The sequence below is a fragment of the Marinobacter caseinilyticus genome, from assembly GCF_011074955.1.
GTDB lineage: Bacteria > Pseudomonadota > Gammaproteobacteria > Pseudomonadales > Oleiphilaceae > Marinobacter > Marinobacter caseinilyticus.
Genome location: NZ_WUQJ01000017.1, coordinates 54,564 through 70,445, shown reverse-complemented (window position 1 = coordinate 70,445; position 15,882 = coordinate 54,564). Strand labels below are relative to the sequence as shown.

Here is a 15,882-nt window from a genome sequence, read left to right as displayed (position 1 = left end):
GCCAACATAAAAGCGGGGCCGCTTTTGCTTTCAATCCGCTCACTGTTACTTTGTTTAAGTGTGCAGGCGCTGGCGGGATGCAATCCGTTCTCCGCTCCCGACAGCATGATGGACGAGTATGTCGAACGGGTTGCTCGGGTACTGGACACTGAGCCGGCGCTGTCTGATTTGCCTGCAGTCGAATCCTTCCCTCGGGCCCGCACCCGTCGTCTGTCGATGCCGTCCATTGAAATGGGCATGTTGGATTTTCTTTCGTTGTACGGGTGTGAGCTACAACAGGTAGTCGGAGAAAAAACGTCGATTATGGGGCGGGTGATGCAGCCATTGAATCGGTTGCGCTACGAGGTGCGCTTCATCCTGGCAGCCAGAGCCTGCGTGCCGTTAATAGATGATGACGAACTCATTGCGGATTTGGACAAAGCCATTGTCAGCAAATTGTCGTCATTGCCTATCGCCGTCTGGAACGCGACTTGGGCGGTGGAAGAGGCGGAATCCCTGGTCACGCTGGCCAAAGGTCGCTTACCTGTCAAAGAGAACAACCACAACGGGCGCGTGCTGGCCGCCGACCTCAACCGGCTGGCCGCAACGGTTGCGGCCTTGCGGGTAGGGGACCTGGATCAGGATCTTGATTATGTTGGGGCTGTGCATCAGCGCTGGTTGGCGAATCACACTGTGGGCCAGTTGGTGAACAGCGCCCGGTTGCTCATTGCCCGGCTATCGGATGCAACGGCTTTGATCCACGGGCGGATCAATGGGCGGCCGTTGTGTTTTGACGGGAAAACCAACGCCCAGGCCGACATCGTTCAGTCCATGTTTGCCAGTGTTTACGTGGGTGAAGTTCAGCCCTACATGGCGGCGGTTGGTCGCCAGCGGGATGCCATCATGGGCCCGCTGGCCCAGTTGGCCGCGCGCCAAACCGATGTCATGCCGGACGACTTCAAGGCCTATTACCGCAACATTTTATCGACCCATGACGACAACAGTCTCTGGCAGCAACTGGATCGTTCGATGGCGCGTCACACCAAGGCCTGGCAAACGCTGCTGGAACAATGCGGCTTGCGCCCATCACCTTAAGGCAATGGGCGGGCGTGCAGGTTCCGCCAACGCGACGGTCAGCGCAAAATGATTCAATGGCGTGAAGTTACCGCTGACTCTCGGGGGTGACTCGCAATATCTCTTCAACGGTGGTTTGGCCGGCCGCCACTTTCTGGGCGCCGCTCAGGCGGAGTGATTTCATGCCATCCTTGTAAGCTCCAAGCCGGAGCTGTTCCAGCTCGCAGCGTTCATCAATCTGACCGACCAGTTCACTTGACAGCTGCAGTATCTCATAGACGCCGGCACGACCCATGTACCCGGTATTACGACATTCCAGACAACCAACTGGACGATAGAACTCCGTGGGGATCGGTGCTTTCCAGGGCCTGGTCAGGCTGGCCCAGGCATTCTTATCGGCAGGGCTTGGGCTCTTGCAGTGCGGACACAGTGTCCGCACCAGCCTTTGCGCCATGACGCCAAGCACCGTCGCTCGGATCAGGTAGGGTGGAATGCCAAGCTCCAGCAGCCTGGTGATGGCACTGGGCGAGTCATTGGTGTGTAAGGTAGACAGGACCAGGTGGCCGGTCAGTGCCGCCTGGACGGCCATTTCAGCCGTTTCCAGATCCCGGATCTCGCCAATCATGATGATGTCAGGGTCCTGCCGCAGCAACGACCTGACGCCCGCCGCAAAGGTCAGTTCAATATTGGGTTGCACTTGCATCTGATTGAACGCCGGCTCCACCATCTCAATGGGGTCCTCTATGGTGCAGACGTTCACTTCCGAGGTGGCCAATTGCTTGAGCGTGGAGTACAGCGTGGTGGTTTTGCCCGAACCGGTCGGACCGGTCACCAGAACAATGCCATGGGGCCGGCTGGTGATGTCTTGCCAGCGACTGCGATCTTCTTTTGAAAACCCCAGTTGCTCAAAGGACTTAAGCAGCACTTCCGGGTCAAAAATACGCATCACCATCTTTTCGCCAAACGCGGTGGGCATGGTGGCGAGCCGAAGTTCCACTTCACTGTTATCCGGCTTGCGGGTTTTTATCCGGCCGTCCTGCGGTCGACGCTTCTCGGCCACGTTGAGACGCCCGAGAATTTTAAGGCGACTGGTAACAGCGATGCCGACCTGCTCCGGAAACTCATATACGTTATGCAGCACACCGTCGATGCGAAACCGGACTTGCACAACGCCGCGACGGGGTTCGATGTGGATATCACTGGCGCGCTGATCGTAGGCGTATTGCAGCAGCCAATCCACAATCTTGACCACATGCTGGTCGTTCGCATCCGGGTTGCTGCCACTGCCTAAGTCCAGCAGTTGTTCAAAATTATGCAGGTTGCCAGCAGCGCTGCCGGGGCCCGAACTGGCCTTGCTCACCGAGCTGGCGAGCTGATAGAACTCAATGGTGTAACGGCGAATATCCTCCGGGTTGGCGACCACCCGGCGAATGTCTCTTTTCAGCACGTGTCTGAGATTGGTTTCCCAGTCACTTTTGAACGGCTCCGCACTGGCAATCAGGGCCTCGTGCTTGCCAATTTCAACCGCCAGAATCCCGTGACGCTGAGCAAACGCATACGACATCACTTTGGCGACCGCGGGCGCATCGATTTTCAGAGGGTCAATATGGTAATAGTCTTGCTCTGCCCAATCGGCAAGCCACTGGGTCAAGCGGTCGAGGTTAAGAGTGCGACCGCTTGTGGCACCGGTTAATGCTGCAATCGCGACAATTTCCAGTGGGTGTCGGGCGGTACTGTCTGCGCCCAGATTCGCCGATAGTACCCGCTCCGCATCCTCCTGGAGGATTTCGCCACTGGACACCAGTGCGGTGCACAAATCTCTCAGCGTCAGGGAAGAGCGATGGGGTGCAGGAGGAGTCGCCGCCATAGAGTGAAGTCTCGTGAGAGTTGCTGGCTTAGGCCCGGTTAACTTTGAGGTGCACCATAGCAACAGTAAAGAGCGCGAACGTCAAGACGGCCAACAGCATGGGCCCGAGGTTGCCTTCACTGAGCCAGGCCGTGACGACCGCTTGGGTAAAATAGAATATCACTACAAAACTGAGCCAGATGTAACCCCGGTTGTGGCCCCGAAAAACAGGGATCACAAACAGCAGCAGCGGGATCAGTTTGACGCTCAGCATGAGTGCTACGGAAACGCCAGTGACCGGGGCCGGATAAAAGGTGGTGACGATCAGCGTCATAATTACCGCAAGGTAGATCAGTGCGGTCAGAACCAATGTGATTTTGGCCTTGGGGGAATACAGCATTGAGTGGTCCTGTCAGTTTTGAAGCTTTTGCGCCAGGGCCGCGAGGCGTTGGCCGAAGGCCTGGCAAATGGTTTTTTCATGATCCGTCAACGACCGTTTTTCAGTGGTGCCGGCCCAGTGTGACGGGCCATAAGGCGTGCCGCCCGCGTCGGTCTCGTTCAATGCGCTCTCGGCATAAGGGACACCACACAACACCATGCCATGGTGAAGCAGCGGCAGCATCATACTTAGGATCGTGCTCTCCTGACCACCATGCAGGCTGCCCGTTGAAGTGAACGCGCCCGCGGGCTTGTCGGTCAGAGCCCCGCTGAGCCACAGGTCACCGGTGGTGTCGAGAAAGTATTTGAGCGGCGCTGCCATGTTGCCAAAGCGGGTCGGGCTGCCCAGCGCCAGGGCGGAGCAGCCCCGCAGATCGTCTTTTGTGCAATACGGAGCACCCGCGTCCGGTATCGGTGCTGCTGTGGCCTCGGTATCGGGTGAAACCGGCGCTACCGTGCGGATTTTGGCCTCGATTCCAGTGACCCGGGCCACACCGCGCGCAATCTGCGAGGCCATTTCAGCGGTTTGGCCACTGCGGCTATAGTACAGCACCAAAACGTAGGCGTTGGAGTCCGGCATGGGTGTCTCTCATTCGGTAAATTACCGGGTCGTGCGTCAGAACAAGTCCAGAACCTGTTCCGGCGGTCGACCCAGGACGGCACGATTGTTGTGGATTACGATCGGGCGCTCAATCAGGATGGGTGCTTTCACCATAGCGCCAATCAATGTCTGTTCCGGGAGCGTCTGGTCGTCGAGCCCCAACTCTTTGTATGCCGCTTCACCTTTGCGAAGCAGAGCCCTGGCGGCAAGGCCGAGTTGGCGGAGTAGCACCGTTAATTCCTGCTCACTGGGTGGGGTGTCCAGATAACGTATAATTTCAGGCTCAATGCCGCGTTCCTGAAGCAATGCCAGTGTTTGTCTGGATTTAGAGCAGCGAGGATTGTGGAAAATCAGGGTGGGTTCTGTCATCGTTCTTTGTTTTCCTGCACCTGTCATCAGAAGTCGGGATAGTCTAACAGGAGGCTTGGCCGTGAAGTACCCCAAGATCATACTCGCCGCAACGCTGCTGGCACTGGCAGGATGCCAAAAAACCGAATTCGCGCAGGCCGATGGCCAGGCTTTGGATTGGGACTCTCTGCGCGGGCAGTGGGTGTTGGTTAATTACTGGGCTGAGTGGTGTAAGCCCTGCCTGGAAGAAATTCCCGAACTGAATGCCCTGGATGCCAAGGCCAACGTTACAGTGCTTGGCGTGAATTTTGATGGAATTCGCGGCGACGACCTGATTGCACTTGGCCAGAAAATGAACATTCGCTATGGCATGCTGGCGGAAGATCCGGGCCCCACTTTTGGTTGGAAACTGCCAGTGGCCTTGCCCGCCACGTTTGTGGTGAACCCCGAAGGCGACTTATTGGAAGCCCGCTTCGGACCCCAGACGGAACAGCAGATCATGGACCTGATTCAACCCTGATGCTATGGGCGCAGGCCCAGACACTTACCTTATTCGAACGACGAACTGGAATTACCCGACGTTATGGCTCAGACCTTTGTACATCTCCGTGTTCACTCAGAATACTCACTCGTCGACGGGTTGGTGCGTGTCAAACCCCTGATCAAACGGGCGGTAGAGCTGGGCATGCCCGCCGTGGGTCTGACCGAGCAATCGAATATGTGTTCCCTGGTGCGATTCTACAAAGGCGCGTTGGGGGCAGGGGTCAAGCCGATTATTGGGGCGGATATCTGGCTGGAAAATCCCGATGAAGCTGAAAACCCCTTCCGTGTAACGCTGCTGGCCCGCAATCAGACCGGGTATTTGCACCTGACGGAAATTATCTCACTCGGTTACACCGAGGGTCAGCGATACGGCAAGCCCATCGTTCAACGATCGTGGATTGAATCCCGTGCTGACGGTTTGATAATGCTGTCTGGCGGCAAACTTGGCGATGTTGGCAAAGCGTTACTGGCCGGTAAGATGGATCTGGCCCGCGCGCGCTTGGAAAAATGGCTGACGTTATTTCCCGAGGCCTTTTATCTGGAGTTACAGCGAACTGGCCGGGTCAATGATGAAGAATGCCTGCATCTGAGTGTCGATCTGGCCGACGCCATGAATTGCCCGGTGGTGGCAACCAACGACGTTCACTTCCTGAACGAAGAGGATTTTGACGCTCACGAAGCGCGTGTCTGTATCGGTGAAAGTCGCACGTTGGACGATCCGAGACGGGACCGACGCTTCAGTGACCAGCAATACCTGCGCAGTTCGGAAGAAATGATTGCGCTGTTTGCCGACATTCCGGAGGCGATTGAGAATACCGTTGAGATTGCCCGACGCTGCAATGTAAAAGTTCGCATGGGTGAGTATTTTCTGCCCAAATATCCGATCCCGAAAGGGCAGACCATGGACGAATTCTTTCGCCAAGTATCGGAGGAAGGCCTGGAGGCTCGGCTGGCGAAAACACTGCCCAAGGACGACCCGGACTACGACCAAAAGCGGCAGGCCTATTATGATCGGCTCAATTTCGAGCTTGATATCATCACTCAGATGGGCTTCCCCGGGTACTTCCTGATCGTTATGGACTTCATCAAATGGGCCAAGAATAACGGCGTTCCAGTGGGCCCTGGTCGGGGCTCCGGTGCGGGCTCGCTGGTGGCTTACTGTCAGCTGATCACCGATCTCGACCCGCTGGAATACGACTTGCTGTTCGAGCGCTTCCTGAACCCGGAGCGAGTCTCCATGCCCGACTTTGACGTCGATTTCTGCATGGAAGGACGAGACCGGGTAATTGCGTACGTGGCGGAAAAATACGGTCGCGAAGCGGTCTCCCAGATCATTACCTTCGGAACCATGGCCGCGAAAGCTGTGGTGCGTGACGTGGCGAGGGTGCAGGGCAAGTCCTACGGTCTGGCCGACAAGCTCTCCAAGATGATTCCGTTTGAAGTGGGCATGACGCTTGAAAAAGCCGTTGAGCAGGAGGAGTCGTTACGGGAGTTTCTGGAACAGGATGAAGAGGCCCAGGAAATCTGGGAGATGGCACTGAAGCTTGAGGGTGTCTGTCGCAACGCCGGCAAGCACGCGGGTGGCGTTGTCATTGCGCCCACCAAAATCACCGATTTCTCACCGCTCTACTGCGATGACGAGGGCGGCAGCCTGGTCACACAGTTCGACAAAAACGACGTCGAAGACGCTGGTCTCGTCAAGTTCGACTTTTTGGGGCTGCGGACGCTGACCATCATCGACTGGGCACTGAAAATGATTAACCCCCGTCGGCAACAGCGGGGTGAGACCATCCTGGACATCAATGACATTCCACTGACCGACAAGCCGTCGTTCGACATGCTGAAAAAGGCAGAAACGACGGCCGTGTTCCAGCTTGAGTCCCGAGGTATGAAGGACCTGATCCGGCGTTTGCAGCCGGATACGTTGGAAGACATGATCGCGTTGGTCGCGCTGTTCCGTCCCGGACCGTTGCAATCGGGCATGGTGGACGACTTTATTGACCGCAAGCATGGCCGCCAGCCGGTCGCCTACCCCCATACGGACTTTCAATACGAAGGCCTTAAGCCGGTATTGGAGCCCACCTACGGCATCATCCTGTATCAGGAGCAGGTCATGCAGATCGCTCAGGTGATGGCGGGCTTCAGTCTGGGTGGTGCCGATTTGCTGCGTCGGGCGATGGGTAAAAAGAAAGCCGAGGAGATGGCCAAGCAAAAAGCCATCTTCATTGAGGGTTGTAAGAACAACAACATCAGCGAGGCGCTGGCGGAGAATATCTTCGACCTCGTGGAAAAATTCGCCGGTTACGGCTTCAACAAATCCCACTCCGCGGCTTACGCGTTGGTGTCTTACCAGACCCTTTGGCTCAAGGCCCATTACACTGCCGAGTTCATGGCGGCTGTTTTGACCGCTGACATGCAGAACACCGACAAAGTGGTCACGCTGGTTGAAGAGTGTCGAAACCTTAAGCTTGATCTGGTACTGCCGGATGTCAGCACCTCGGAATACACCTTCACCGTGAATGATGAAGGTCAGATTGTTTACGGCTTGGGCGCGATCAAGGGCCTGGGTGAAGGCCCGATTCAAAGCATCGTTGATGGCCGTGCCGAGGGTGGCGCTTTTAAAGATCTGTTTGATTTTTGCCGTCGGGTTGACCTCAAGAGGGTCAACAAGCGCGCGATCGATGCCTTGATTCGCTCCGGTGCGATGGATAAGCTCGGCCCTGGCCGTGCGCACATTTTTGCCAGTATCGATAAAGCCATTCAGCAGGCGGGTCAGCAATCCCGCAACGAATCCGTTGGTATGGTGGATATGTTCGGTGAAATGCTGGGGGGCGACGACGACGTTGATTTGTTTGCTGAGGTTGCACACGTTCGGGAGTGGCCGGAAAAACAGCGCCTGAAAGGTGAAAAAGATACGCTGGGGCTTTACCTGACCGGCCATCCCTTCGATGAGTATGAGCGCGAGGTGCGACGCTTTGTTCGCTCCTCGATTGCCGAACTCAAGCCGGCACGGTCGCCGCAGCGGGTGGCCGGTCTGGTGGTGGCGCAACGCACAATGAAAACCCGGACGGGTCAGACCATGTGCTTTGTGACGCTGGATGACCGAAGCGCGCGTATCGAAGCGACCCTGTTCTCAGAAGTGTTTTACGAGAACCGGGAGCTTTTGCAGTCGGATCAGGTGATTGTGGTTGAAGGGCAGGTTAGCCATGATGATTATTCTGGCCAGATGAAAATGCGCGTCAGCGAGATCCTGGACGTGGGCACGGCGCGACAGCGCTTTAGCCGGGGGTTGCAATTGTTGCTCCGGACCGATCAATTGAACAACGGTTTGCTCGACAAGCTGGATGAAACGCTGCGGCCATTCCGTTGTGATGGCAGTCCGGTGTGGATCGACTATCAAAGCGAAGAAGCCAGGACTCGCATCCAATTGGGTGAGAGCTGGCGAGTGCAGCCGGATGATAATTTATTGCTCGAGCTGAAGTATCTGGTGGGCGACCAGTCGGTAGAACTGGTCTATGATTAGGGCACTGTTGAGAGAACTCATACCAATGTCCGCTTTTGCCCTTTGGGCAGCACTGGTACTTTGAGTGAAATTCTGAACATGCGGGGACGATCAGCCCCTCGCTCAGCAAAAAATGATGGAACATCATGAATCCAAACTTTCTCGATTTTGAACAGCCCATAGCCGACCTGGAAGCCAAAATCGAAGAGCTTCGAATGGTTGGCAATGACACCGACATCAACATTACCGACGAGATTAGTCGGCTGAAGCATAAAAGCGTCAGCTTGACGGAAAGTATCTTTTCCAATCTCGCGCCCTGGGATATTTCCCGGCTGGCAAGACACCCGAGGCGGCCCTATACGCTGGACTACATCGAACACATATTTGACGATTTCGATGAGCTGCACGGTGACCGGCACTATGCCGACGATTTGTCCATCGTAGGTGGGACCGCACGCCTCGATGACCGGCCAGTGATGGTGATTGGTCACCAAAAAGGCCGGGAGGTACGCGACAAGGTCAAACGCAATTTTGGCATGCCTCGCCCTGAAGGTTACCGCAAAGCCCTGCGGCTGATGGAGATGGCCGAGCGTTTTAAAATGCCGGTGCTGACGTTTATCGATACGCCTGGCGCCTACCCGGGCATCGGCGCGGAAGAGCGCGGCCAGAGCGAGGCTATCGCGTTTAACCTGGCCGTGATGTCGCGATTGAAAACCCCTATTATCTCCACCGTCATTGGTGAAGGCGGCTCTGGTGGCGCCCTGGCGATTGGTGTCTGTGATCGTCTGTACATGCTGCAGTATTCAACTTACGCGGTTATTTCACCGGAAGGCTGCGCCTCCATTCTTTGGAAGAGTGCGGATTACGCGGCTACAGCGGCGGAGGCCATGGGTGTTACGGCGGACCGGCTGAAGGCCCTTGGCCTGGCAGATCGTGTCATTTCGGAGCCTTTAGGCGGCGCGCACCGGTTGCCGGAAGAAATGGCACAGTCTTTGCGCAAGAATCTGAACGAAGGTCTGGCCGAGTTATGCGCCCTTGAGACCGATGAGTTGGTCTCTCGGCGGTATGAACGTTTAACCCGCTATGACACCGGGCGGTAATTACCGCCCCGGCAACCACGTCTGGCCCTCCGATCTCACGGGCGCCCTGCAGTCGCTGCAGGGCGCCCCGAGGATCTGGGTGGCGTTCAGCGGTGGGCTTGACTCAACGCTCCTGCTTCACCTGGCGCACCACTGCCTTGGCAACGCTGCGGACCTTCAAGCTGTTCACGTCAATCACCAATTGCAGCCGAATGCCGCTGACTGCGAAGCCCATTGTCGATTCGTCTGTGCCACGCTTAGCGTGCCTCTGACTGTGGAAACACTGGACCTTCAGCGTCAGCCCAACGCCGTTGGTGGCCTTGAAGAAGCCGCCCGGGACGCGCGCTATGGCGTGTTTGAGCAGGTGCTCGCGCCGGGCGATGTGCTGGTGATGGCGCACCATGCTGACGACCAGGCCGAAACCGTGCTGTTCCGGCTGTTGCGTGGCACCGGTGTGGGTGGTCTGTCGGGCATGCCTGCGGCCCGTACGTTGGGGGCAGGCAAGCTGGTCAGGCCCCTGTTGGGTTTTAGCCGTGGGCAGTTGGCGGAGTGGGCGGAAGAGGCCGGATTGACCTGGCTGGATGATCCCAGCAACCAGGACCTGCGTTTTGACCGGAATTTTCTCCGCCACCGTATTCTGGCGCCACTCAAGGAACGCTGGCCGACGTTACTCCGGCGTATACGGCGCAGTGCCGAGTCCTGTCGTGAATCGAACGAGCTGAGTCATCGACTGGCCGTCCTGCAACTGGCCGGTTGCACAAATGAAAAAGGGCGCATTGAGCTCAATCAGTTTGTTGAACTCAGTGCACTGGAGCAACGCAATGCCCTGCGTTGGTGGATTGCCGACCAGGGCCTGGCCGTGCCAACAATGAAATTCTGGCACAAGAGCCTCCCTCAGTTGATCGGGGCACAGAAAGATGGCAGCCCCGAAATTCGCGGTGATGGGTTTGTCGTCCGTCGTTATCGCGAAGGGCTCTATCTGGTGCGGGATGGCGTGAAACCCCCGGAGCAGTCGATCGCTTTGGTGCCGGACAACCCGGTAATGTGGGGTGATTACCGGTGCGCCCTGGTGCCGGTCACTGACCACGATCAGCCAAGTCCGCCGGTGTTGTATTTGACTCCGCGGCAGGGCGGCGAGGTGTTTCGGGACACTGGCCTTGGGCCTTCGCGACCGTTGAAGAAATGGCTGCAGGAGCAGGGTGTCCCACCCTGGGAGCGGGCTCGTTTGCCGTTGTTCTGGGAGGATCGGAGCCTGGTTGGAATTGGTAGTCTATGGCGTTCACCCCGATTCGCCGGGCATCAGCCGGAGAGCGGTTGGCGAATCCTGTGTGACCGGGATTTTAATTGAGAAGGTGTGGGCTTTCTGGTAGTCTGATCCCCCATCTTGAGATGACAATCTCCCTCCTTCACCGAACCAGATAAATCACACGGAATCTGCATGACGCGTTATATTTTCGTCACCGGCGGTGTCGTGTCCTCCTTGGGGAAAGGTATCGCATCGGCCTCGTTGGCAGCGATCCTGGAGGCACGCGGCTTAAAAGTAACCATTCTCAAGCTGGACCCGTACATTAACGTGGACCCCGGCACCATGAGTCCGTTCCAGCACGGTGAAGTGTTTGTCACCGAAGATGGCGCGGAAACGGACCTGGATCTTGGTCACTACGAACGCTTCATTCGCACCCCCATGACCCGCCGCAACAATTTTACCAGCGGCCGTGTCTATGAAGAGGTGATTCGAAAAGAACGTCGGGGGGACTACCTTGGCGGTACCGTGCAGGTTATTCCCCACATAACTGACGAGATCAAACGCCGTGTGATTGAAGGCGCGGCCGGTGCGGACGTCGCATTGGTTGAAATAGGTGGCACCGTGGGTGACATCGAGTCGTTGCCATTTCTGGAGGCGACCCGCCAACTGAAGGTGGAGGTTGGCCCCCAGCGTGCGTTGTTCATGCACCTGACGCTGGTGCCTTATATTGCCACCGCCGGTGAAGTGAAAACCAAGCCAACCCAACACTCCGTCAAAGAGATGCGGTCCATTGGCCTGCAACCCGATATCTTGCTGTGTCGGTCCGAGCATGAAGTGGACATCAGCTCTCGTCGCAAAATTGCACTGTTCACCAACGTGGAAGAGCGCGCGGTGATCCCGATGCAGGATGCCCGCTCAATCTATGCGATTCCTCGCATGTTGCACAGTTTTGGTCTGGATCAGATCGTCATCGAACGCTTCAATCTGGATGCCGGCCCTGCGGACTTGAGCGAATGGGATGCCGTTATTGATTCCCAGATGAATCCGGAGCACGAAGTCACTGTGGCCATGGTCGGTAAGTACATGGAGCTCTTGGACGCCTACAAGTCGCTGATTGAATCATTGCTTCATGCCGGTATCAAAACCCGAACCAAAATCATCATGAAGTACATTGACTCCGAAGACATCGAGCGTGACGGTGTGTCGGTACTGGAATCTGCAGACGCGATTCTGGTGCCCGGTGGATTCGGTGAGCGTGGCGTGGAAGGCAAGATTCGCACGGTGCAGTATGCCCGTGAAAATAAGGTGCCTTATTTGGGGATCTGTCTGGGCATGCAAGTCGCGGTGATTGAATACGCCCGTAACGTTGCGGGTCTGAAAGCAGCGCACAGTACGGAATTCCGTGAACAGACGCCGGCGCCCGTCGTTGGCCTGATCACCGAGTGGCTGGACGCCAGTGGCGAACGGGAAGAACGCAGCAGCGAATCGGATCTGGGCGGCACAATGCGCTTGGGGGCGCAGGATTGCGTCCTCACCGAGGGTTCGACCATCGAGGCCTGTTACGGCAGGCGCGTGATTAGAGAGCGCCACCGCCACCGCTACGAGGTCAATAATAATTTCGTACCGCAACTGAAGGATGCCGGACTGCGTGTTGCCGGACGATCAACCGACGGTGCCTTGGTGGAAGTAGTGGAGGTGCCTGATCATCCGTGGTTTGTGGCGTGTCAGTTCCACCCTGAATTTACCTCAACGCCGCGCGATGGCCACCCGCTGTTCAAAGGTTTCGTTGAGGCTGCGCTGGCTTGCCAGAAAGCCGATAAGTGACCAATGAGCGCCGGTTCGAAGCCCTTCGAACCGGCGTTTTGATGTCTGAGAACGGAATGAGTAAACCCCATGGAACACAAAACAGTCACCGTCGCTGATCTGCAGATTGCCAATGACCGGCCGTTTGTCCTGTTTGGCGGTATGAATGTCCTGGAATCCAGAGATCTGGCGTTTGAAGTTGCTGAGAAATACGTTGAAGTGGCGAACAAGCTTGGCATCCCCTATGTCTTCAAGGCCTCATTTGATAAAGCCAATCGGTCCTCAATTCACTCTTTTCGCGGGCCGGGGCTGGAAGCGGGGCTTCAGATTCTGCAGGACATCAAGAGTCATTTTGGTGTGCCGGTTATATCGGACGTTCATGAGCCTGCCCAGGCCGAACCGGCCGCTCAGGTTTGCGACATCATTCAGCTACCGGCATTTTTAAGTCGGCAAACGGATCTGGTGGTGGCCATGGCGAAAACCGGGGCGGTCATCAATATCAAGAAAGCCCAGTTCCTGGCGCCTCAGGAAATGCAGCACATCATTCGCAAATGTGAAGAGGCCGGTAACGGCAGGATAATCCTGTGTGAACGCGGCAGCAGCTTCGGCTACAACAACCTGGTGGTCGACATGTTGGGCTTTGGCATTATGAAAGCCTTTGGCCATCCGGTGTTTTTCGATGTTACTCACGCTTTGCAAATGCCCGGTGGACGGGCGGATTCAGCGGGCGGGCGCCGTGCGCAGGTTGCGGATCTGGCGCGGGCAGGCATGTCTCAGGGCATTGCCGGACTGTTTCTGGAGGCGCACCCGGATCCGGAGCAGGCGCGTTGTGATGGGCCCTGTGCGCTGCGACTAAGCCAGCTCGAACCGTTTCTCACGCAAGTAAAGGCAGTGGATGATCTGGTGAAAGGATTCGATCCCATTGATACCGCCTGACCAACGTCGGATCCCGGCCCATGGATTTGTTACGTTTCAAAATTGACTGCTTTGGAGACCCGTTTTTATGACTAAGATTGTCGATATTAAAGCGCGAGAAATATTGGACTCTCGCGGTAACCCAACCGTTGAAGCCGATGTCTTCCTCGAAAATGGCGTTATGGGCCGTGCGTGCGCACCGTCGGGCGCTTCAACAGGCTCCCGTGAAGCGCTTGAGCTGCGGGACCAGGACGCGTCTCGCTATCTCGGTAAAGGCGTGACCAAGGCGGTTGGAGCGATCAACGGCAGTATTCGGGACGCATTGCTGGGCAAAAATGCAGCGAACCAGCGCGAGCTTGACTCTGTCATGATTGATCTCGACGGCACCGAAAACAAAGCCAACCTCGGTGCTAATGCGATTCTTGCAGTCTCTTTGGCGTCGGCAAAAGCGGCCGCGTCAGCTTTGGGCAAGCCGCTGTATGAGCACATTGCCGAACTCAACGGCACGGCCGGCCAGTTTTCCATGCCGGTACCCATGATGAACATCCTGAATGGTGGCGAGCACGCCGACAACAACGTCGATATTCAGGAATTTATGATTCAGCCTGTGACCGCAACGTCCTTTGCTGAAGCGCTGCGAATTGGTGCGGAAATTTTCCACTGTCTGAAAAAGGTGCTGAAAGCCCAGGGCCTGAACACCGCCGTCGGCGACGAGGGTGGTTTCGCCCCGGACCTGCCCTCCAACGAGGCTGCGCTTGCCGTCATCAAGGAAGCGGTCGAGAAGGCCGGGTATGTCCTGGGTAAAGACATCACGTTGGCGCTTGATTGCGCGGCCTCCGAATTCTATAAAAATGGCCAGTACGATCTGGCGGGTGAAGGGAAGCAGTATTCCTCGGAAGGTTTTGCCGACTATCTGGCCGGCTTGTCCGAACGTTACCCGATTGTCTCGATTGAAGACGGGATGGACGAGAGTGACTGGGACGGCTGGGCGATTCTTACCGAAAAAATTGGCACCAAGGTGCAATTGGTGGGCGATGACCTTTTCGTAACCAATACAAAGATCCTCAAGCGCGGTATTGATGAGGGAGTGGCCAACTCCATTTTGATCAAGTTCAACCAAATCGGTAGCCTGAGCGAAACGCTGGATGCTATTAAAATGGCCCAGGACGCCGGTTATACGGCGGTTATTTCTCACCGTTCTGGTGAGACCGAAGACACCACCATAGCGGATCTGGCTGTCGCCACGTGCGCAGGCCAGATCAAAACCGGTTCCCTGTGCCGGTCGGATCGGGTGGCGAAATACAACCAGCTGCTTCGAATCGAAGAAGCGTTGGCGGGCAAAGCGGTCTATCGTGGTCTGGCGGAAATTAAGGGCCAGGGCTGACACGGATCGCCAAACGGTTGCTGGTGGGCTAAACTCCCGGGGATATCGCTGAGCTTGCTGCTTTGCGGTATCCTTTTTGGTTTATCGGGTACGCAAGGATAGGTTGGATGAAGTTGGTCTGGTCCGTTATGGTTGTTCTTATTCTCCTGCTGCAGGTACGTCTGTGGGTTGGGGAAGGCAGCTATGCGCAAGTCTGGAGCATGCACAAGACTCTGGGTGAACAACGCGACGAGAACGCGGTGCTGGCGGCCCGAAACGAGCGTTTATATGCCGAAGTCCGGAACTTGCGCAGTGGCCAGGACGCCATAGAAGAGCGCGCCCGAACGAACCTTGGCCTGATCCGCGAGGATGAAACGTTCTTCCTGGTGGTGAAGCCCTGAGTCAATTTTTTTCGTGATCCCATCATGACCGTACCCCGTTATTGGCTTGTCGTTCCTGCTGCCGGCAGTGGTCAGCGCATGCAAGCTGAATGTCCCAAGCAATACCTCCGTATTCACGATCGTTTTGTGATTGATATTGTATTGTCTCGTCTACTGAACTCAGCCACCTTTGAGGGCTGCATGGTCGCCTTGAGTGGCAGTGACCAGTGGTGGCCGTCGACCAACAGTTGTGCCGATTCCCGGGTTACCACCTGCAAGGGCGGGGCGGCGCGCTGTGATTCGGTTTTGGCAGCGCTACAAGCCTTGGGCCATGAGGCTCGCGATGAGGATTGGGTGCTGGTCCATGACGTGGCAAGGCCGTGTCTGGCGCACACGGATTTATCTGCACTCATGACCGGGCTGGCGCAACACCCCGTCGGTGGGCTGTTGGCCACGCCGGTCACTGATACCCTGAAGCAGGCTGGGCCGGAGCGCCAAGTGCTGGCGACCATTGATCGCCGTTTGCTTTGGCGCGCCCTGACACCACAAATGTTTCGTTTTGGCGCACTCAGGCAGGCGCTGATGTCGGCCGCCGGTGCCGGCCTATCAGTCACGGATGAGGCTTCAGCCATGGAACACATGGGGGCGGTTCCAATGCTGGTGGAAGGCCGGCCCGACAACATAAAGATCACACTGCCCGCCGATCTGGCACTGGCGGGCTTCATTCTGAGCCAATTGCCCGATCAACCCGTTCATTAATTGTTG

The 15,882-nt window shown here is 56.7% G+C and carries 14 protein-coding genes; 10 read left to right on the top strand and 4 right to left on the bottom strand.

Going from position 1 to position 15,882, the window contains the following annotated elements:
* Positions 1-24 precede the first annotated feature (24 nt).
* Complete coding sequence (locus GRX64_RS06640) at positions 25-1,074, top strand: DUF3080 family protein (RefSeq protein ID WP_235937548.1); 1,050 nt, start codon at positions 25-27, stop codon at positions 1,072-1,074.
* 67 nt (positions 1,075-1,141) lie between these two features.
* Here GRX64_RS06640 and tfpB read toward each other — a convergent pair whose 3' ends face one another.
* From tfpB to arsC, 4 genes are read right to left on the bottom strand one after another with little or no spacing between them, the layout of a single operon-like run.
* Complete coding sequence (gene tfpB, locus GRX64_RS06635; protein WP_166264993.1) at positions 1,142-2,920, bottom strand: type IV pilus assembly ATPase TfpB; 1,779 nt, start codon at positions 2,918-2,920, stop codon at positions 1,142-1,144.
* Positions 2,921-2,948: 28 nt separating this feature from the next.
* Positions 2,949-3,299 carry a DUF2069 domain-containing protein gene (locus tag GRX64_RS06630; RefSeq protein ID WP_166264991.1) on the bottom strand — a complete coding sequence of 117 codons (351 nt, stop codon included), beginning with the start codon at positions 3,297-3,299 and terminating at the stop codon, positions 2,949-2,951.
* A gap of 12 nt (positions 3,300-3,311) precedes the next feature.
* On the bottom strand, positions 3,312-3,917 hold the full coding sequence (wrbA, locus tag GRX64_RS06625) for an NAD(P)H:quinone oxidoreductase (RefSeq protein WP_166264988.1): 606 nt from the start codon (positions 3,915-3,917) through the stop codon (positions 3,312-3,314).
* 36 nt (positions 3,918-3,953) lie between these two features.
* The gene (gene arsC / locus GRX64_RS06620; RefSeq protein WP_166264985.1) at positions 3,954-4,307 is read right to left on the bottom strand and encodes an arsenate reductase (glutaredoxin); all 354 of its coding nucleotides are present in this window, start codon (positions 4,305-4,307) and stop codon (positions 3,954-3,956) included.
* Positions 4,308-4,368: 61 nt separating this feature from the next.
* On the opposite strand from arsC, the gene GRX64_RS06615 reads away from it, so the two are divergent.
* The 9 genes from GRX64_RS06615 (at position 4,369) to ispD (ending at position 15,876) form a co-directional block, all read left to right on the top strand.
* A complete protein-coding gene (locus GRX64_RS06615; protein ID WP_166264982.1) occupies positions 4,369-4,806 on the top strand; it encodes a TlpA family protein disulfide reductase in 438 nt (145 codons plus the stop codon).
* A gap of 63 nt (positions 4,807-4,869) precedes the next feature.
* Positions 4,870-8,352 (top strand): DNA polymerase III subunit alpha, encoded by a 3,483-nt coding sequence (dnaE, locus tag GRX64_RS06610; RefSeq protein WP_166264979.1) that lies wholly within the window; start codon positions 4,870-4,872, stop codon positions 8,350-8,352.
* A gap of 125 nt (positions 8,353-8,477) precedes the next feature.
* On the top strand, positions 8,478-9,431 hold the full coding sequence (gene accA, locus GRX64_RS06605) for an acetyl-CoA carboxylase carboxyl transferase subunit alpha (protein WP_166264976.1): 954 nt from the start codon (positions 8,478-8,480) through the stop codon (positions 9,429-9,431).
* The gene (tilS, locus tag GRX64_RS06600; RefSeq protein ID WP_235937547.1) at positions 9,415-10,758 is read left to right on the top strand and encodes a tRNA lysidine(34) synthetase TilS; all 1,344 of its coding nucleotides are present in this window, start codon (positions 9,415-9,417) and stop codon (positions 10,756-10,758) included. Before accA ends, tilS begins: the two co-directional genes overlap by 17 nt.
* Before the next feature lie 90 nt (positions 10,759-10,848).
* Complete coding sequence (pyrG, locus tag GRX64_RS06595) at positions 10,849-12,480, top strand: CTP synthase (protein WP_166264973.1); 1,632 nt, start codon at positions 10,849-10,851, stop codon at positions 12,478-12,480.
* A gap of 69 nt (positions 12,481-12,549) precedes the next feature.
* The gene (gene kdsA, locus GRX64_RS06590; protein WP_166264970.1) at positions 12,550-13,395 is read left to right on the top strand and encodes a 3-deoxy-8-phosphooctulonate synthase; all 846 of its coding nucleotides are present in this window, start codon (positions 12,550-12,552) and stop codon (positions 13,393-13,395) included.
* A 67-nt stretch (positions 13,396-13,462) separates the two neighbouring features.
* Positions 13,463-14,758, top strand: coding sequence for a phosphopyruvate hydratase (eno, locus tag GRX64_RS06585; protein WP_166264967.1), 1,296 nt, complete (start codon positions 13,463-13,465; stop codon positions 14,756-14,758).
* A 107-nt stretch (positions 14,759-14,865) separates the two neighbouring features.
* The gene (gene ftsB / locus GRX64_RS06580) at positions 14,866-15,138 is read left to right on the top strand and encodes a cell division protein FtsB (RefSeq protein WP_166264964.1); all 273 of its coding nucleotides are present in this window, start codon (positions 14,866-14,868) and stop codon (positions 15,136-15,138) included.
* A 24-nt stretch (positions 15,139-15,162) separates the two neighbouring features.
* Positions 15,163-15,876, top strand: a complete 714-nt coding sequence (gene ispD / locus GRX64_RS06575; RefSeq protein WP_166264961.1) for a 2-C-methyl-D-erythritol 4-phosphate cytidylyltransferase — start codon at positions 15,163-15,165, stop codon at positions 15,874-15,876.
* The last annotated feature ends 6 nt before the right edge of the window (positions 15,877-15,882 follow it).

What these genes read in the sequence shown, in the direction of transcription:
- pyrG (WP_166264973.1), top strand. Translation starts at nt 10,849, where the DNA reads ATGACGCGTTATATTTTCGTCACCGGCGGTGTCGTGTCCTCCTTGGGG.
- GRX64_RS06630 (WP_166264991.1), bottom strand. Translation starts at nt 3,299, where the DNA reads ATGCTGTATTCCCCCAAGGCCAAAATCACATTGGTTCTGACCGCACTG.
- dnaE (WP_166264979.1), top strand. Translation starts at nt 4,870, where the DNA reads ATGGCTCAGACCTTTGTACATCTCCGTGTTCACTCAGAATACTCACTC.
- arsC (WP_166264985.1), bottom strand. Translation starts at nt 4,307, where the DNA reads ATGACAGAACCCACCCTGATTTTCCACAATCCTCGCTGCTCTAAATCC.
- eno (WP_166264967.1), top strand. Translation starts at nt 13,463, where the DNA reads ATGACTAAGATTGTCGATATTAAAGCGCGAGAAATATTGGACTCTCGC.
- ispD (WP_166264961.1), top strand. Translation starts at nt 15,163, where the DNA reads ATGACCGTACCCCGTTATTGGCTTGTCGTTCCTGCTGCCGGCAGTGGT.
- accA (WP_166264976.1), top strand. Translation starts at nt 8,478, where the DNA reads ATGAATCCAAACTTTCTCGATTTTGAACAGCCCATAGCCGACCTGGAA.
- tfpB (WP_166264993.1), bottom strand. Translation starts at nt 2,920, where the DNA reads ATGGCGGCGACTCCTCCTGCACCCCATCGCTCTTCCCTGACGCTGAGA.
- wrbA (WP_166264988.1), bottom strand. Translation starts at nt 3,917, where the DNA reads ATGCCGGACTCCAACGCCTACGTTTTGGTGCTGTACTATAGCCGCAGT.
- kdsA (WP_166264970.1), top strand. Translation starts at nt 12,550, where the DNA reads ATGGAACACAAAACAGTCACCGTCGCTGATCTGCAGATTGCCAATGAC.
- tilS (WP_235937547.1), top strand. Translation starts at nt 9,415, where the DNA reads ATGACACCGGGCGGTAATTACCGCCCCGGCAACCACGTCTGGCCCTCC.
- ftsB (WP_166264964.1), top strand. Translation starts at nt 14,866, where the DNA reads ATGAAGTTGGTCTGGTCCGTTATGGTTGTTCTTATTCTCCTGCTGCAG.